The 13,188-nt window shown below is 36.4% G+C and carries 16 protein-coding genes; 12 read left to right on the forward strand and 4 right to left on the reverse strand.

Annotated features, from left to right (window positions below; genetic code table 11):
• The first annotated feature begins 93 nt into the window (after positions 1 to 93).
• The 4 genes from B6A32_RS14860 to B6A32_RS14875 all read left to right on the forward strand — a co-directional run bounded on the left by B6A32_RS14860 (position 94) and on the right by B6A32_RS14875 (position 2,413).
• Positions 94 to 276: a Trm112 family protein gene (locus B6A32_RS14860; protein ID WP_085305473.1), complete on the forward strand. Its 183-nt coding sequence runs from the start codon at positions 94 to 96 to the stop codon at positions 274 to 276.
• Between the two features lie 85 nt (positions 277 to 361).
• Entirely contained in the window at positions 362 to 1,126 is a 765-nt protein-coding gene (gene kdsB / locus B6A32_RS14865; RefSeq protein WP_085305475.1) for a 3-deoxy-manno-octulosonate cytidylyltransferase, read from the forward strand.
• A gap of 151 nt (positions 1,127 to 1,277) precedes the next feature.
• Positions 1,278 to 2,099 carry an AzlC family ABC transporter permease gene (locus tag B6A32_RS14870; protein ID WP_233131434.1) on the forward strand — a complete coding sequence of 274 codons (822 nt, stop codon included), beginning with the start codon at positions 1,278 to 1,280 and terminating at the stop codon, positions 2,097 to 2,099.
• Complete coding sequence (locus B6A32_RS14875) at positions 2,096 to 2,413, forward strand: AzlD domain-containing protein (RefSeq protein WP_085305477.1); 318 nt, start codon at positions 2,096 to 2,098, stop codon at positions 2,411 to 2,413. The genes B6A32_RS14870 and B6A32_RS14875 overlap by 4 nt, the downstream gene beginning before the upstream one ends.
• 147 nt (positions 2,414 to 2,560) lie before the next feature.
• Here the strand turns inward: B6A32_RS14875 and B6A32_RS14880 are convergent, their stop codons facing one another.
• Positions 2,561 to 3,664, reverse strand: coding sequence for a 1-acyl-sn-glycerol-3-phosphate acyltransferase (locus B6A32_RS14880; protein WP_085305479.1), 1,104 nt, complete (start codon positions 3,662 to 3,664; stop codon positions 2,561 to 2,563).
• Between the two features lie 319 nt (positions 3,665 to 3,983).
• Between B6A32_RS14880 and hpf the strand changes: the two genes are divergently transcribed.
• The 3 genes from hpf (at position 3,984) to nudC (ending at position 5,995) form a co-directional block, all read left to right on the forward strand.
• Positions 3,984 to 4,340 (forward strand): ribosome hibernation-promoting factor, HPF/YfiA family, encoded by a 357-nt coding sequence (gene hpf / locus B6A32_RS14885; protein WP_085305481.1) that lies wholly within the window; start codon positions 3,984 to 3,986, stop codon positions 4,338 to 4,340.
• A 150-nt stretch (positions 4,341 to 4,490) separates the two neighbouring features.
• Positions 4,491 to 4,904, forward strand: a complete 414-nt coding sequence (gene arfB / locus B6A32_RS14890) for an alternative ribosome rescue aminoacyl-tRNA hydrolase ArfB (RefSeq protein ID WP_085305483.1) — start codon at positions 4,491 to 4,493, stop codon at positions 4,902 to 4,904.
• Between the two features lie 92 nt (positions 4,905 to 4,996).
• Entirely contained in the window at positions 4,997 to 5,995 is a 999-nt protein-coding gene (gene nudC / locus B6A32_RS14895) for an NAD(+) diphosphatase (RefSeq protein WP_085305485.1), read from the forward strand.
• A gap of 60 nt (positions 5,996 to 6,055) precedes the next feature.
• On the opposite strand, the gene B6A32_RS14900 is transcribed toward nudC, so the two are convergent.
• The 3 genes from B6A32_RS14900 to B6A32_RS14910 form a co-directional block, all read right to left on the reverse strand.
• Positions 6,056 to 6,838, reverse strand: a complete 783-nt coding sequence (locus tag B6A32_RS14900) for a peptidylprolyl isomerase (protein ID WP_085305487.1) — start codon at positions 6,836 to 6,838, stop codon at positions 6,056 to 6,058.
• A gap of 190 nt (positions 6,839 to 7,028) precedes the next feature.
• Positions 7,029 to 7,694 (reverse strand): signal peptidase I, encoded by a 666-nt coding sequence (lepB, locus tag B6A32_RS14905; protein ID WP_085305559.1) that lies wholly within the window; start codon positions 7,692 to 7,694, stop codon positions 7,029 to 7,031.
• 220 nt (positions 7,695 to 7,914) lie between these two features.
• Complete coding sequence (locus tag B6A32_RS14910) at positions 7,915 to 8,469, reverse strand: hypothetical protein (protein WP_408607676.1); 555 nt, start codon at positions 8,467 to 8,469, stop codon at positions 7,915 to 7,917.
• Positions 8,470 to 8,726: 257 nt separating this feature from the next.
• Here B6A32_RS14910 and B6A32_RS14915 point away from each other — a divergent pair, with 257 nt between their 5' ends.
• The 5 genes from B6A32_RS14915 to B6A32_RS14935 all read left to right on the forward strand — a co-directional run bounded on the left by B6A32_RS14915 (position 8,727) and on the right by B6A32_RS14935 (position 13,121).
• Entirely contained in the window at positions 8,727 to 9,242 is a 516-nt protein-coding gene (locus B6A32_RS14915; protein WP_085305491.1) for an RNA methyltransferase, read from the forward strand.
• A 255-nt stretch (positions 9,243 to 9,497) separates the two neighbouring features.
• Complete coding sequence (locus tag B6A32_RS14920; protein WP_077287100.1) at positions 9,498 to 9,707, forward strand: cold-shock protein; 210 nt, start codon at positions 9,498 to 9,500, stop codon at positions 9,705 to 9,707.
• A 328-nt stretch (positions 9,708 to 10,035) separates the two neighbouring features.
• Positions 10,036 to 11,190, forward strand: a complete 1,155-nt coding sequence (gene zapE, locus B6A32_RS14925) for a cell division protein ZapE (RefSeq protein WP_085305493.1) — start codon at positions 10,036 to 10,038, stop codon at positions 11,188 to 11,190.
• Between the two features lie 225 nt (positions 11,191 to 11,415).
• A complete protein-coding gene (locus B6A32_RS14930; RefSeq protein ID WP_085305495.1) occupies positions 11,416 to 12,219 on the forward strand; it encodes a DUF2884 family protein in 804 nt (267 codons plus the stop codon).
• A gap of 137 nt (positions 12,220 to 12,356) precedes the next feature.
• Positions 12,357 to 13,121 (forward strand): tRNA-uridine aminocarboxypropyltransferase, encoded by a 765-nt coding sequence (locus B6A32_RS14935; RefSeq protein WP_085305496.1) that lies wholly within the window; start codon positions 12,357 to 12,359, stop codon positions 13,119 to 13,121.
• Positions 13,122 to 13,188 lie beyond the last annotated feature (67 nt).

The following is a 13,188-nucleotide window of genomic DNA, read 5'->3' on the forward strand; positions in this document are numbered from 1 at the left end:
ATGCAGTAGCTATTCGTATTAATTATGAGCTTTAATCAACATTAACACCTGATAACTATTTATTAGGTAATAAGAGACTTAAGAGAGAGAATAATGGCGTTTGATACTAAATTAATGGAAATCCTAGCGTGCCCAGTTTGTAAAGGAAAGTTAGATTACAACAAAGAGCAACAAACGTTAATTTGTAAGTTTGACCGTTTATCTTATGCAATAGAAAAAGATATTCCCGTGTTACTTGAAAGTGAAGCGCGTCGCATTAGCGCGGATGACGTTTAACTTTTTACTAAAATTAGAAATGCCATGCTGAGTTAATTTATGCTGAGTTATGTCGTATAAAAAATATAAGTTTAAAGAGGTTTTTATGTCATTTGTGGTAGTGATCCCTGCTAGGTTTGAATCGTCACGTTTACCGGGTAAGGTACTTGCTGATATCGCTGGCAAGCCGATGATCCAATGGGTTGTGGAAAAGGCCTTAGCGAGTGGCGCAGAGCAAGTTATTGTAGCAACAGATAACGATGAAGTTGCTCGCGTGGTTAAAAGCTTTGGCGGTGAAGTTTGTAAAACCCGTGCTGATCATCAGTCGGGCACTGAACGTCTAGCTGAAGTTATGCAAACTTATCAGTTTTCAGATCAGCAAGTTATTGTTAACGTGCAAGGAGATGAGCCATTTATTCCAGTTGAAAATATTGCTCAAGTTGCAGAAAACTTATCAAATCAAAACCAAGCTAGAATGGCAACGTTAGCGATGAAAATTGATAATGTCGAAGAAGCACTTAACCCTAATGCGGTTAAAGTGTTATGCGATAGAAATGGTTATGCAATGTACTTTAGCCGTGCGACTATACCGTACGACCGTGAACGTTTTCTCAATAATGACAATATAAATGCCATTGGTGACTACTATCTCCGTCATATTGGTATTTATGCTTATCGTGCCGGTTTTATTAAAGATTATGTTCAGTGGCCAGCAAGCCAATTAGAGCAAGTTGAATCTTTAGAGCAACTGCGAGTACTTTGGCAAGGTGAAAAAATTCACGTTGCGGTAGCTAATACTCGTTTGGAAGTGGAAGGTGTAGACACACCAGAAGACTTAGAAAAAGCACGTGCTTACGCCCAAGCGTTATAGCATTGAAAAACAATGATGAAGAGGCAATAAGCCTCTTTTTTATTATCTCTTTGAAATGTTAAACCCAAGTTGTATGTTTCAGCAATTTACTATGTAGATATAAATTGTAATTTATCGTTTAGTTAGATGTACCTATAAGGTTTTTAGTTTAATGGCACTTAGCAAGAAAAAAGCGCGCTGGTTGATGGCAAGAAAAGGCTTTTTTGACATGTTACCTCTCAACTTAGCAGTTTTGCCTTGGGGAATTCTGTGTGGCTCTTTAGCTGTTCAACGTGATTTTTCGGCTCTCGAAGCTATCCTCATGCCCTTGATAGTTTTTGCTGGCTCAGCACAGCTTGTTGCGATTGAATTAATCGCCAATAACGCTTCGCTGGCGACTATTTTATTTACTACTTTTATTATTAGTTCGCGACATTTTTTATATGGCTTGGCGTTACGAGATAAGTTAAAAGTTCTACCAACGAAGTGGCGTTATGGACTTGGCTTTTTATTGACCGATGAATTATTTGCGCTGTCGAGTCATAGTAAGTCGTTTGTTGGGCAATTAAGGCTGATTTATGCCGTAGTGGCTGGTGGCAGTTTCTATGTGTTTTGGCTGTTATGGAATGTAGCAGGGGTTATTGCTGGCAGTTACCTTCCTGACTTAACCCATTTAGGTTTAGATTTTGCCATTGCGGTGACTTTTATTGCCCTAGTTATTCCTACGGTTATTAATTTGCCTATTTTGGTAACAGTAATAGTGGCTGCTATTTTGTCTGTTGTATTTAAGTTAATGGCATTTGAATTAGATTTAGTTGCTGCGGCATTAATTGCCATGTATTGCGGTTACCTTACCGACAGATTTCAGCATAAACATAAAAGAGTCGATAAGCCTGACGATAACGACAGCCTTGACGAGACACATAATGAGAGCAGCAGTGACAATGTAACAAGTAAAAAACATTCATCTTTATCCGTTGAGGATAAGCTATGACATTACTGACGATTGTGTTGATGGCGCTGATCACGTTTACTACCCGTTATCTCTTCATTCATCCACGTTTACCTGTGCGCCTAGGCGCAAAAATGGCAAAACTATTAAGCTTTAGTGCACCCGCAGTATTAACGGCTATTTGGGTGCCTATTATTTTTGTTCAACAGGGTGAGTTAAGTGTTTCGTTACAAAACCCTTATTTAATTTCAGCGACCTTGGCAGTATTAACCGCAGCCAAAACTAAAAGCATTTATTTCACCATGTTTATTGGTTTAATTACCTTTGTTTTAAGTCGATATTTGTTAAGCGTATAGCTTATTAATCGTTTACGTCTAACCATTGAACTGTGCTTTTAGGATACATTACGCCGTTATCTGAGAATTTTCTCGCCTTAAATGTTTACACAATTTAAGACGAGCAATACAGTACTTGAAAAACGTCTGTTTGGAAGGTTGTCTTATTTATAGTTGCAAATTTTGCTTAGCTGTAACAGGGTTAGCATACATAGTTAATAACCAATGTTGTTGTGCTGTACTAAGGTTTTCCATACGCTTATTTAAAAGCTTTAATACAGTATCGTTGATCGATAAATTATTGAGTTTAGCGTGCGCTACTAGGTTAGAGTCGTATAATTTATAGTGGCTTATAATCTCTTTGTCTATTGCGGCTGCAATGGCTTTGCTGTCGCAATAGTCGCCTTGAATTGGCTGGCAAAACTCTATGTGTACGCGACCTTTTTGCCCAACTAAACCTTGCGTAATGCTCCTTAAGTCTTCACCTGCTTTCTTCTGATAACTGCCTGTTGCTTCTTTTTCAGCAAGCTCAATGGCTTTGTCAGTATCGCAGGGGTCAAATTCATAAGAAATCGACACCGGAACTATATTAATTTCAGCAAGGTAGTCTGCTATGGGGGTTTGTTTATCTTTATTAAGCAACAACATCGAAATTAATGCAGAGTTTGTTTTATCTATACCGTCTTTAGCACGACCTTCACGTTGTGCAATCCAAATGTTTTGTTGACGGTTAGATACTGTGTCGTGAATATAAGCCGAAAGTTGCTTCGATGCTGTCAGCATTGCACGTTTAGTGTCTTCACTGCGTTTAACAATAAAGCTTTTATTGATACGCATAAGGTCGGCGACCCAAGGCTGATCTAATAAATTATCACCAACGGCAGCTTCAACCGTGCTGATACCACTTTTGTATAACGCTAAATTTACTAAAGCAACATCTAAAACAATATCACGATGATTACTAATGAAAAGTGCAGGCTTAGTGTTGTCAAAATTATCCATACCGCTAAAGCTAAAACCAGCTGTACTGCTTTTGATCAGATGATGGAGGTATTTAGCTACTTCGATTTGAATTTGCTCAATATTGTGAAACTTTTGCACGCGAATTTTTAAAGACCATTTAACGATAGTGCAAGCAAGCGAAGGAAAAACTTGATATAAGCGCGGCATTTTAAGACTAGCAATTGAAGCTTGTAAGCCTTTTTCATTGATTAATTTTTCGATTACGTCAACTACCTCATCATCACGATAAGGGCGAATATCATCAAACATTCAAAATTCTCTTCTTTGGTCGAAAATAAATAGTTTATAAGCAATTATTATAACCGAATCATCTTAAAAAATGTGCTTTTTGTTTAATAGATTAGCTTTAATAAAAATATTAACTTAATCGAAAATAAGTAAATGGTGATGTTGTTTGAACTGATTAAATACTAATGTTTATAAAGCTTATAGCGAAGTTTTATTGTTAAGTTTTATTTTACAAATTGATTTTTGAAATTATTAATCAAAAAAATAAATACTAATTAACTTGCGTTTTTAACCTTTTGACCCAAGTATTATTATTGAGTAGACAATAAAAGGAAAAAATATGAAAATAAATCTTTCTGGTCACCATGTTGAAGTTTCAGATTCAATTAAAGAACATATCAACGAAAAGTTTTCAAAAATAGCGACACACTTCCCAACCTTAATTTCACTCGATGTTATTTTATCGCACGAACATAACCAACATAGTGTAGAGTTGCGAACAACTTATGAAGGTGGTCGTATTTCCGCCTCAGCAAGCGACAATGTTATGTATCCTGCCATTGCAGCAGCAGCGAAAAAATTAGACGCAGCATTAAAACACCGTAAAGGTTTGTTAAAAGCCAATCTGCATAGTAAGCCTGAAATTACTGCACCAGAGATTGCTCACGAAAAAGTACAAGAAATGAGTTTAAGTTAAACGACGATATTAGTAACTTACTCGAGGAGGCAATTGCCTCCTTTTTTTATGCTCAGAAATGCTCATCTTATTCTGCAAAGTTTCACTTAGTTTGGCATTACAATGAAATAGCCTTACTATATTTATTAAAAGATACAAAAAAGAGGGTATATGCTAGAAATTTCCAACAATGTCATGCTTGCTGATTGGGAAATTGAGCTAACAGGCATACGAGCTACAGGAAACGGTGGGCAAAGAGTTAATAAAGTTGAAACTGCAATACATTTACGTTTTGACATTAAGCGCTCTACATTACCAGCTATATACAAAGATAGATTATTGAAGCTCTCAGACAGTCGTATTTCAAGTGACGGTGTTATCATTATTAAAGCACAATCTTTTCGCACGCAATCTATGAATAAAGATGATGCATTGAAACGTTTAAAAGCGTTAATAAATGCGGCCATGATAGTAAAAAAAGTCAGACGAGCGACCAAGCCAACAAAGGGCTCAAACCTCAGACGTTTGGACTCTAAAAAGAAGAACAGTTCTAATAAGTTACTACGTGCAAAAGTCGATCATTAACGCATGTGTTAGCCATATATCGTGAGTAGTATGAATTTTTAATATATTCAAAAGTAGCATTTGTTGAATAACAATAAGCATTGGGAAGTAATATGGACAATGAGTTAACGTTTTGTAAAATGCCGCTTGATAGAGCATCAACGTTAAGAAAAAATCAGTCTTGGTTGGAGCAAAAACTAGCAGCAACTGAAAGTTGTTTCTATTTTTATTGGCGCGGCAAGTACCTTTATCTTGAAGAACGTCTATTTGTTTATAGCAAAGCATCAACAGCGGATTTAACGCTTGATTGTTCAAGTTCGGCATTATTTAATCAAGCAATTAGTGATAATCGGGTTACCTTTTTAGGAACAGAGCAAGATGCAGCATATTTTGTTTGTGACCTTTCATTTTTGACTGATGTTGAGATGAAGCAATGGTTGGATAAACTTGCTATACAAAAGCTAAAGTTTATTGATTTTAGAAGTTCACTAACACTATTAAACCAACATCAAGGCGCTATATTAAGTTATGCAAAGGCGTTAATACATTGGCAAAAAAGTGCTTCATTTTGTGGGCATTGTGGTGAAAAAACCAAGCTTATGGATGGCGGTCACCGTTTAGTTTGTCAAAATACTGGCTGTAAAAAAGAGCATTTTCCTCGTACTGATCCTGCAGTAATTATGTTGGTTGAGCATCAACCAAAATCAGGGCCTGCAGTTTGTTTATTAGCTGAGCATCATAGAATACCCGAAAAAGTTTTTTCTACACTCGCAGGCTTTGTTGACCCAGGCGAGTCTTTACAAGAAGCAGTCGCTAGAGAGGTTTTCGAAGAAGCAGGTGTTAAAACCACAGATATTGAGTTTATTGACTCGCAACCTTGGCCTTTTCCACACTCTTTAATGATAGGTTTTATTGCTAGAGCACAAAATACAGAGCTATGCCTTGAAGAGGAAGAGCTTCGCAGCGCGGACTGGTTTACTGCGCAAGAACTTGTTAACTTTGGTGAATGGGGAGATGAGAGTGACGGACCTAAATTACCAAGAAAAGAGTCAATATCAAGGTTGTTAATCGACTTATGGTGTCAAAAGCAATTAAGTCAATCATCAGGCTAATAGTCAGTAAACTTAAACCTAGTTGCTGTTAATATGGCAACTAGGTTTTATTATTGCTCGCTATTTAAAGCGTCTTTTTAAGGTAATTAAGCCAACAAAAATTAAACTGAACCAGGTCATTGAGCCGCCACCACTACTTGACGTTGTTGGCTCTGAAGGCTCTGATACTGGTGGCGTAGTGTTTAATGAGGTGTTCCTAACACCAGCTAAGCTTGCTGCCGTGTTAACTGTTGCATCGACTATCGTTACGGTTTCTATGGTCACAAAGTTTTCAACGCCGGGTACAAAGCTACTATCAGAGCATTGTGTGGCGTTATATCCAGGCATTGGGACATCGCTACAACGAAATATATCTGACATATTATCGATATTTTCTAACCCTTCAATTACTTCACCGAATACAGTAAAACCGCCATTTTGTGTATCTAATTCAGCAGTGCCGCCACTATTATCAGATAAATTAACAAACCATTGGCTAGTAGCACTATTTTCGTTGTTGGCCACTTTAGCCATCGCAATAGTACCACGTACATTGGAAAAAACAGGCTCGTTGATAATAGCGCTATCAGTAGCTATTGGGGTTAACGGAAACCCTCCAGTAAACTCAAACCCGCCTGCTTGCATGACAAAGTCAGGTACAACACGATGAACAACGGTATTGTTGTAATCACCATCATTAATATATTTTAAAAAATTAGCGACCGTTTCTGGTGTTGTTTCATCGTGAAGGTTAACCTTGAAGTTACCTTGAGAAGTCGTGAATTCAACAACGGTAGCAAAGCTTGAGGTGCTAGCAAAAATTAATGCAGCAATTGATAGTTTCGAAAGTTTTGAGCGATTCATAGGTTAATTACTTATAGCCATTTTAGTAAGAAGTGCCTGAATAGTAATGGGCTTTGAGGATAACAACAAGAGGCTTTAATACCAATTGAAATAAATAATCGCTCATTTTAAGGCGGTTTAAATCGTCAATAACTGCGTTGTTTTCAATCCCAATAGCCCGCTATTACTCGACAAATAGCTTAGATATTAACTAAATGGATTTCAAAAATCGTTCAGCTCTGGGTAATAAGTAGTTTTCATAATCCAGAGAAAAAACCACAGTACTTGATCTACCTATAATTTCTGCTCTTGGAATAAGTCCTATGGCACGAGAGTCGGCACTGTTATCTCGGTTGTCGCCCATAACTAAATAATATCCCTCTGGAATAGTTACCGGTTTAAAGCTTTCTAATGGGTAAGGGTTATTGTGTCCTGGCATTACTGAAGTTCTAATTAAATGGCGATTACCCCCGATACTTTCTTCGCTTAAAGTAAAATTAGCATTTTCTGTAATGAGCTGGTAGTTCGCTGTATCTTGGTTAATGAATAACTGGTTTTTATGCATTGAAACTGTATCACCTGGTACACCAATAACACGCTTAACTAAACGTTTTTCTGCCACTTTTGACTCAAAAATAATAATATCATTCGGTAAAGGATCAGAAAACTTTATCAATGAATACTGAGTAAACGGCAGCTTTAAATCGTAAGCCATCTTATTAATTAAAATTCGGTCACCTTCGACAATAGTTGGTTTCATAGAGCCGGTAGGAACATCATTCCAGTCAGCGACGGCACTGCGAAAAACTAGCATTAAGCTAACAAAAAGCAATAATGATGCGTTTGCTTTTAATACTCGGGTGATACTCTTTTTTATGTTGTTTTTCATGCAAGCCTCTGAAGTAATAGGTAATATGCTAAATAAAATAAATAGCAGAATTAAAATACAATTAAAAAAATAACGACTTAGTTTTTGACCAAGTCGTTATTTTAAAGTTCCTTCACTTAAAGGCGCTAAAGACAGTTAAATGTAATTATTTATGTCTGACGTTTTATACGTTATTTATCTATTCACCCATTCACCTTTTACACTTTGCTTATTCATTGTTTTCGTCTGAATATCCCCAAGGCGCTGGCGGTGGAGTTACGGGGGCTGTTAAATCAAAGTCGACACGAAATTCTCGTCCCTGACGAATTAATCGATAGGTAAATTTGTCTGCGTAGATAAACATTTGCCAAGTATTTCCCGCAGATTGTGGGATCCCTGAACTAACAAATAGCTCTTTTGAGTATTGATCGGCAGGAAAAGACTGTGCTTGTGACCAACCGGCATCTAAGGTATGACCTCCATACATAGTGCTTTCATCATGGCTGCCGTCACGGTGACGGTGATCATGCTTTAAAGATAACCCTGACCCTGTTTTAGTAATAATCCAAGTACGCGAGGCATCGTCACCAACGTGAAAGGGGATTTCGAGTTTTTCATCTGAGCACTTTCTAACATGCATAATCAAATCTTTATTGGCAAAGCTGTCACCAGGTGCGTTATCAATAGTTACTTGACCTTGAAAGGCTTTGTCACAGAGCGCTTTAATGCTGTTAAAAAAATTATCATGTGTTTCGATAGACACTAATGGTGCGTCAGTTGCCATAGCAGCGTTGCTAAAGCAGAAAATACTGCTTGAAAGTATGAGGGTTAATATGCTTTTTTTAGTTTTCATTTTATATACCTAAATTGACTTATTTTTAAAAGCTTCATAGCGATGCTATCAGATAATACGCTAATAGATAATTGAAAAGGCTAAGTAAGGTGTTATTCAATGCTCAGTTATTAAAAATTATCTTGTAGTATTGTCATTGGCAGCGCAAAATTGCGAAAAATACAGAGGTAAATATAGAGTAATGTGAAATGAATTTAAAAGCAGAGCAAGTTGTTATTGGCTTAACCGATCCTAAAAGCCCATCAAATGTTGGTGCCGTAATGCGTGCTGCTGGATGCTACCAAGCCGATGAAGTTCGTTATACCGGTGTTAGATATACGCGTGCAGCAAAGTTTCATACCGACACAAAAGATGTGCTAAGAAAAATTCCATTAAACGCTGTTGAATCCTTAATCACTGACTTACCTGAAGAACAGCGTGTTATTTGTGTTGATTTGGTTGAAGGGGCAATACCTTTGCCTGAATTTGAACACCCAGAAAATGCACTTTACATCTTTGGCCCTGAGGATGGCACTATAGCGCAGAATGTTATTGATGCTGCAGATGCCGTAGTTTATGTACCTACAATTGGTTGCATGAATTTAGCCGCGAGCGTAAATGTATTACTATACGACCGATTAGCAAAATCGAAGCATTTAGTCGCTAATGACGAACTCATCAAACGTAGTCGAGATACTAATAATAAGGTTTTTGTGAAAGCCTAAAAAATGGTAACTAGAAGATCTAATTATCCAGTTAAAATATTATTTATCAGTATTTGATACTTTTATATTAAACGGGTTGACTATTGTTAGAAACTAGATACAATACCTGCAGCTAGAAAGTAAGACCTATATTTATGTACAAAGTTTCGCAGTTATATTAGTAAGTAGCTCGTCCTGTTTAATAAGTAATAGCAACACTCTCTGCAACATCGCCTTATTTTTGAGGCATCAATTACGAATAAATAGGATAATAAAATGTCTAATACAACTACTGGTACAGTAAAATGGTTCAACGAGTCTAAAGGCTTCGGTTTCATCGAGCAAGAGTCTGGTCCAGACGTTTTCGCACATTTCTCTGCAATCTCTGGCGACGGTTTCAAAACTCTTGCTGAAGGCCAAAAAGTACAGTTTACTGTTACTCAAGGTCAAAAAGGTCCTCAAGCTGAGAACATCGTAGCACTTTAATTAATATTTCTTAGCTGGTTTTACTAGCTAAAATATTAACAGTGTTAAAAAAAAGGGGAGACATTAGTCTGCCCTTTTTTGTGTCTGTAATAAATTGATTAATTAGTTATTCATTGTTATAGCAAATGTAATAAGTTATTGACGATTTAAACCGCCTTAAAATGATCGATTATTTATTTCAATTGGTATTAATGGTTAAAATGAATAAGTACGGCGTTATAAAGTTTATATATGTGCCTAGCTACTGACTAAGCTTTAGGTCTTGTAATTACCTCTTTTTAATGATGAAAAAGTAGAATACTTAATTAATAAAATTGGCATAACTTGTATGTCTGTAACTGAACAATACCAACAACTCATTGAACTTAACAAGCTTAAGTCCGATAACGAGCAATACAAAGCAGCACTCGCTTTAGATGATCTTTCTAGAAAATTAATTTGTGCACAAAAGCCAAAATCAATCCTTTCCAAAATAAATAACTTATTCACTAAACATGAGTCCATTCAAGGGATATATTTTCATGGTCGAGTAGGCCGTGGAAAAACTATGCTAATGGATTTATTCTATCAACAGCTAAAGATAAAACGGAAGAGGCGTATTCATTTTCATCACTTTATGGAAGATGTACACCAACAGTTAAAAGACTTTAGTGGTAAAGATAACCCGTTAATGTTGATAGCAAAGGTTTGGTCTACACAAGTTGATATACTTTGCTTCGATGAATTCTTTGTTAATGATATTGGCGATGCTATGTTATTAGCTGGTTTACTTAAAGCAATGTTATCAAACGGTATTACTTTAGTAGCAACGTCAAACTGTCCACCGAAAGAACTCTATAAAAATGGCTTACAACGTGAAAGGTTTTTACCAACAATCGATGTCATTAATCATTATTGCCAGGTGATTTCAATTGATGGGCCTACTGACCATCGGCTATTAACTACAGAAGCTCAAGAATATAAATATCGTGACTACTATAGTGGTAACGACATTGAGAATAACTTTTTACTCGATTATTTTAATAAACTATCTCAAGGTAATATTCGTAATAACGATAATATAGTCATTAATAATAGAACTATTAACTTTAGAGCCTGCAGTGATAACACCATTTGGTTTGATTTTATGGCGCTCTGCTCTGGACCTAGAAGTCAAAGAGACTACATTAAGCTAGCCGATAACTTTAAGATTATTCTTGTAAGTAATGTCCCTCAATTTAGTGGAAAATTAATTCCGGCGGTATTTTCGGGCGTTGAAGATGGCTATCAACGAAGTGGTGTTGTAATGGGCCAATTAAGAGGTTTAGATGATGAAGCCCGACGCTTTATAGCACTTGTTGATGAATTTTACGATCGAGGTATTCGTTTAATTATAACCGCAGAAGTTGATATTGCTGAACTTTATCAAGGCACACAGTTGAGTTTCGAGTTTGCCCGTTGCATGTCACGTCTTTTTGAAATGCAGCGATTATCTTATTCTTAAGTAAAGTTACTATTGAAAATATACTACTTGTTAAACTCACCACAAAGTTAATAATTCCACTAAATTTTAGTTAATTACATTTGCCATGAAAAGTACTTTTATTTCTTACCTATTGATAGTTATGTGTTTTTAATTTTGGCATCCGTTTTGTAAATAGAATACTAACTAGCGGTTTTAAAAGTCTTAAGTCGCTTTAGAAAGCTTTAATTTATAAGGAAGATTAAAATGAAAACATTGATTGCAACAGCACTAATAATGACCAGCACATTAACTTATGCTCACGATAATTCTTTTTCTAGTGATTCATGTAATGTTGAGTTAAATGGCGGCATTAATATCAGTGCAAATGAAATTGTATTCTCTAAAAATAAATCGCCCCTTTATACCATAACAAACAACAATACTTTATTGATTAACGGTGAAGAAATTGCTTTAACAACTCATCAAAAATCAATGTTAAACGATTACTCTAGTCATATCAGAGAAGTTGTGCCTGAAGTTAAAAATATTGCCTTAGACGCGATAGACTTAGCTATTGACGGAGTTAATTTAGCTTTTAATGAATTATTAGGTAAAGGTAACAACGTAAGCTCTGATCTAACCACGCAATTAACTTACATACGAACTGAAGTAGAAGCTGAATTTGGTAAGCAAAATAACTTTTATATCGATGAAGATGGCTTTTCTGGCAAAGACTTTTTCGGTGAAGATTTCGAACAAAGAATTGAATCAGCAGTAGAAAGCACGATTAAAAACTCTTTAGGGACCGTAATGATTGCGGTAGGCCAAGAGTTGTTATTTTCTGGTGGAGACATGGATGCCTTTGAAGCTAAAATGGAAAATTTTGGCGAGCTTATAGGTAATGAAATGGAGAATCGTAGTACCGACATAGAAAAGCGTGGTGAAGCTTTATGTCAGTCAATTATTGTTATCGATGAAATGGAAGCGCAATTAAAAAATAGTATTGATGAGATCTCTGACTATGACTTTATTACAGCGAGTACAAGCAAACATAACAATTTGATCTAAATCATTGTACTAAAAAGGTTAATATATCGTAGTTTTACCCTTTTAAAAGCGTAACCTAACTTAGGTTGCGCTTTTTTATTGCCAACGGATTAGGTGCACGTTAAAGTAGCGCCCTCAATCGTTCTGACAAATATTTTATGCACGCTGTACAGCAACTTCATCAATATCGTAAAAGCTTAAGTACCACTACCTATAAATCAAGAGGTCAGCGCGTTATACGCTGCGAACTTTGTCGTTTAGCCGTACCTTTTTGTATTTGCGAGTTGGCACCTAAAGTGAACTCTGATGCTGGATTTTTGATGCTAATGTACGACACTGAAGTATTAAAACCGAGTAATACCGGTAAGTTAATTGCAGATTTAATCCCTGACAGTTTTGCTTTTCTTTGGTCGAGAACCGAAGTTAACCCTGAGATTATTGCCATAATAAATGATCCTATGTGGCAACCGATGATCGTATTTCCAAAAGACTATGCGGGTGAAAATCGTGAGATATTTGATAATAAAATTACGCTTAGCTCAGGAAAACGGCCATTATTTATAATGCTAGACGGCAGTTGGCGAGAAGCTAAAAAAATGTTTCGGCGTAGTCCATATTTGCAAGACTTGCCTGTTGTGTCATTTACGCCCAAAACATCATCAGACTCAGCTGAGTTGAGCTCTCGCTACCAAATACGTTTGGCGGCAAATAATACGGAATTAGCCACGGCTGAAGTTGCTGCGCAGGTATTGTCATTAATGGGTGAGCAAACCAATGCCGACTTACTTGATCTGTGGTTCGATGTTTTTAGCTATCAATACCAACGCGGTGTATGCCAAGTAAATAAAGCAAACCCAAATGCGGTTGCCGATTACACTAAGTTTGCTGACCTAAATAACATTAAATTGGCAAAAGATATTTAGCGCTAACTTCACTATAAATAGGTTTGCTCTAAAAGCTTACTTTAAATGCATGAAAACACTGCAGCTT

The sequence above is a fragment of the Colwellia polaris genome, assembly GCF_002104515.1.
GTDB lineage: Bacteria > Pseudomonadota > Gammaproteobacteria > Enterobacterales > Alteromonadaceae > Cognaticolwellia > Cognaticolwellia polaris.

Coding starts and splice junctions, on each gene's coding strand:
- kdsB (WP_085305475.1), top strand. CDS start 362: ATGTCATTTGTGGTAGTGATCCCTGCTAGGTTTGAATCGTCACGTTTA.
- B6A32_RS14875 (WP_085305477.1), top strand. CDS start 2,096: ATGACATTACTGACGATTGTGTTGATGGCGCTGATCACGTTTACTACC.
- B6A32_RS14870 (WP_233131434.1), top strand. CDS start 1,278: ATGGCACTTAGCAAGAAAAAAGCGCGCTGGTTGATGGCAAGAAAAGGC.
- B6A32_RS14860 (WP_085305473.1), top strand. CDS start 94: ATGGCGTTTGATACTAAATTAATGGAAATCCTAGCGTGCCCAGTTTGT.
- B6A32_RS14920 (WP_077287100.1), top strand. CDS start 9,498: ATGTCTAATACAACTACTGGTACAGTAAAATGGTTCAACGAGTCTAAA.
- hpf (WP_085305481.1), top strand. CDS start 3,984: ATGAAAATAAATCTTTCTGGTCACCATGTTGAAGTTTCAGATTCAATT.
- nudC (WP_085305485.1), top strand. CDS start 4,997: ATGGACAATGAGTTAACGTTTTGTAAAATGCCGCTTGATAGAGCATCA.
- zapE (WP_085305493.1), top strand. CDS start 10,036: ATGTCTGTAACTGAACAATACCAACAACTCATTGAACTTAACAAGCTT.
- B6A32_RS14900 (WP_085305487.1), bottom strand. CDS start 6,838: ATGAATCGCTCAAAACTTTCGAAACTATCAATTGCTGCATTAATTTTT.
- B6A32_RS14880 (WP_085305479.1), bottom strand. CDS start 3,664: ATGTTTGATGATATTCGCCCTTATCGTGATGATGAGGTAGTTGACGTA.
- B6A32_RS14935 (WP_085305496.1), top strand. CDS start 12,357: ATGCACGCTGTACAGCAACTTCATCAATATCGTAAAAGCTTAAGTACC.
- B6A32_RS14915 (WP_085305491.1), top strand. CDS start 8,727: ATGAATTTAAAAGCAGAGCAAGTTGTTATTGGCTTAACCGATCCTAAA.
- arfB (WP_085305483.1), top strand. CDS start 4,491: ATGCTAGAAATTTCCAACAATGTCATGCTTGCTGATTGGGAAATTGAG.
- B6A32_RS14930 (WP_085305495.1), top strand. CDS start 11,416: ATGAAAACATTGATTGCAACAGCACTAATAATGACCAGCACATTAACT.
- B6A32_RS14910 (WP_408607676.1), bottom strand. CDS start 8,469: ATGGCAACTGACGCACCATTAGTGTCTATCGAAACACATGATAATTTT.